A 1,903-nucleotide genomic window follows, 5' to 3' on the forward strand; every position below is an offset into this window, starting at 1 on the left:
CTTGTTTTTATGCGACTTATGAATATCAAGCTAAACACTGGCGCAAAATATTACGACAAATTGCTCGCTCATGGTTAAAACAACTTAAACCCTATTTTGTGGCTATTGATAACGTGGAGAACGATGATGAATGACTATCAAAGTTTAGTGTTAAAATCGGCTGCCTTACAACGCTTATGGTTACAAGATAATGGCTTACGCATTATTCCTAAATTTAGCAGCGAACGCCGTGTGCCTTTGTGTCGATTGTTGCGTGTAGAGTGTTATGGCGATATAGGACAAGTTAAAGATGGCTTTTGTACCCTGCTTAAAATTGCTGAACAGCATATACCTGTCACTTTTTTTGACAGCAGCAATCAAGTATGCGCACAGCTTTATCATCCCTGCCCCAAAACCAAACCATTAGCTGTATGGTTAGAACATTGTTTTTGTGAACACGCTTGCCAAGAGGATTATCGAAACTGGCTACATAATCAGCATTATGCACTTTTAGCACATTTGCATATTACCCAAGGTAGTTTAGAAACACGTCAGCAGCTTTTACAACAACAATTGGTCGTTTATCTTAAACATCGTCAGCTAGACAGTGTTTTTACCCAGTTATATCAACAAGGTAAACGTATGTTAACGGTTGTATTGGGTGAACAATTAATGGCTTATGGTTTAGCGGCTGGCACAAGCTTGCGAAACAGACTATTTAACGATTTACATGATTTAATGGAATACTGGATACAAGGCGATATTTTGCAGTGGCTACAACGTTTTGCCGAAGTTAATGACACGTTAAAACGCGATTTTTATAGCCATCAATATAATACACTTTCTGAGAAAATAACGCTGATACTCAGCCAACTGCAAGAGATGTTAGAACAGTATGCTTTAGAACAATTACATGGTTAATTTTTCTCATCACCACATTTAATTAGACCAGCGATCATGAAGATTATTTTTGAATACTTATTTTCTCAAAAAGTGGATTGTTTAGAAGGCAACTCCGAACGCACCATGTATAAACATAATCCTACAAATGGTAGTTATGTGGCCGATAAAGATTATTTTACTCAACAACATTATGGTGTGGGTTTTACCGTTTATGCTGATGCGTTTTGTGATCAAACAATGCTTGAAATGATTAATGTTGCCCTGAATAGCATTTATTTATCTTTAGACAATCACACTCATAACCCCAATGTTATTAAACAGCTATGGAATATTGTTAATCAAACAACCAAGGATAGTTTTTATGACGACTGTAAAAATTATGTTATTAACATAAACACACAACAAAGCGTATTTTTAGTTAGCCAACGTTTTGACACACCGCTTTCGGTAAAGATAGATGCGCAATGTACACGACTTTTTTTGTGGGCATATCTAACCATGCTAGAATCACCTAGTACAAAAATTAAACTACAGATTGAATTACCAATAGAGGGTTTTAATATTTTGAGAACTAATGGAGAATCAACATGAACAAGCATACCCCCTTATTATTATGTTATGACATTCGTGATCCCAAACGCTTACAACGTGTTCACAATTGCGTTAAAAAGGTTGGTTTAGCTTTACAGTATTCTGTATTCTACTTAGAAATGAGCAATGCTGATGTAACGCAATTATTAAATCGTTTATCTAACATTATTGATGATTCAAGGGATGATATTAGGCTATATGCGATTAGTCGCTTTGAAGATATTGCGTTACTAGGCGCATCTTTATTGGCCGATGGGGTGCAAGTTTTTACGCATGGTCAGCCGATTCTAAAAAAATCGCCATAAAACTTAAGCTGCCAACATCTTTTTATTAGATTTTGCAAAACAGGCTACTATTGTGAAATTTTTTATCAACCTCGCCGTAAAACCTCGTGCCTTTAGGCCGAGGATATAAGGCGGTGACACGACAG

Annotated in this window: 3 protein-coding genes; all 3 read left to right on the forward strand. The window is 36.4% G+C overall.

Annotated features, from left to right (window positions below; genetic code table 11):
* Positions 1-123: 123 nt before the first annotated feature.
* The 3 genes from Q0212_RS14365 to cas2 are packed head-to-tail and all read left to right on the forward strand — an operon-like array spanning position 124 to position 1,778.
* Positions 124-900 carry a hypothetical protein gene (locus tag Q0212_RS14365; protein WP_297926738.1) on the forward strand — a complete coding sequence of 259 codons (777 nt, stop codon included), beginning with the start codon at positions 124-126 and terminating at the stop codon, positions 898-900.
* Positions 901-936: 36 nt separating this feature from the next.
* On the forward strand, positions 937-1,473 hold the full coding sequence (locus Q0212_RS14370) for a hypothetical protein (RefSeq protein WP_297926741.1): 537 nt from the start codon (positions 937-939) through the stop codon (positions 1,471-1,473).
* Complete coding sequence (gene cas2, locus Q0212_RS14375; protein WP_297926743.1) at positions 1,470-1,778, forward strand: CRISPR-associated endonuclease Cas2; 309 nt, start codon at positions 1,470-1,472, stop codon at positions 1,776-1,778. The genes Q0212_RS14370 and cas2 overlap by 4 nt, the downstream gene beginning before the upstream one ends.
* Positions 1,779-1,903 lie beyond the last annotated feature (125 nt).

This window comes from uncultured Agitococcus sp. (assembly GCF_937920075.1).
In the GTDB taxonomy this organism is placed as follows: Bacteria; Pseudomonadota; Gammaproteobacteria; order Pseudomonadales; family Moraxellaceae; genus Agitococcus.

Bases quoted from the DNA above. Each gene is read 5' to 3' on its own strand.
- Q0212_RS14365 (WP_297926738.1), top strand. From the start codon at position 124: ATGATGAATGACTATCAAAGTTTAGTGTTAAAATCGGCTGCCTTACAA.
- Q0212_RS14370 (WP_297926741.1), top strand. From the start codon at position 937: ATGAAGATTATTTTTGAATACTTATTTTCTCAAAAAGTGGATTGTTTA.
- cas2 (WP_297926743.1), top strand. From the start codon at position 1,470: ATGAACAAGCATACCCCCTTATTATTATGTTATGACATTCGTGATCCC.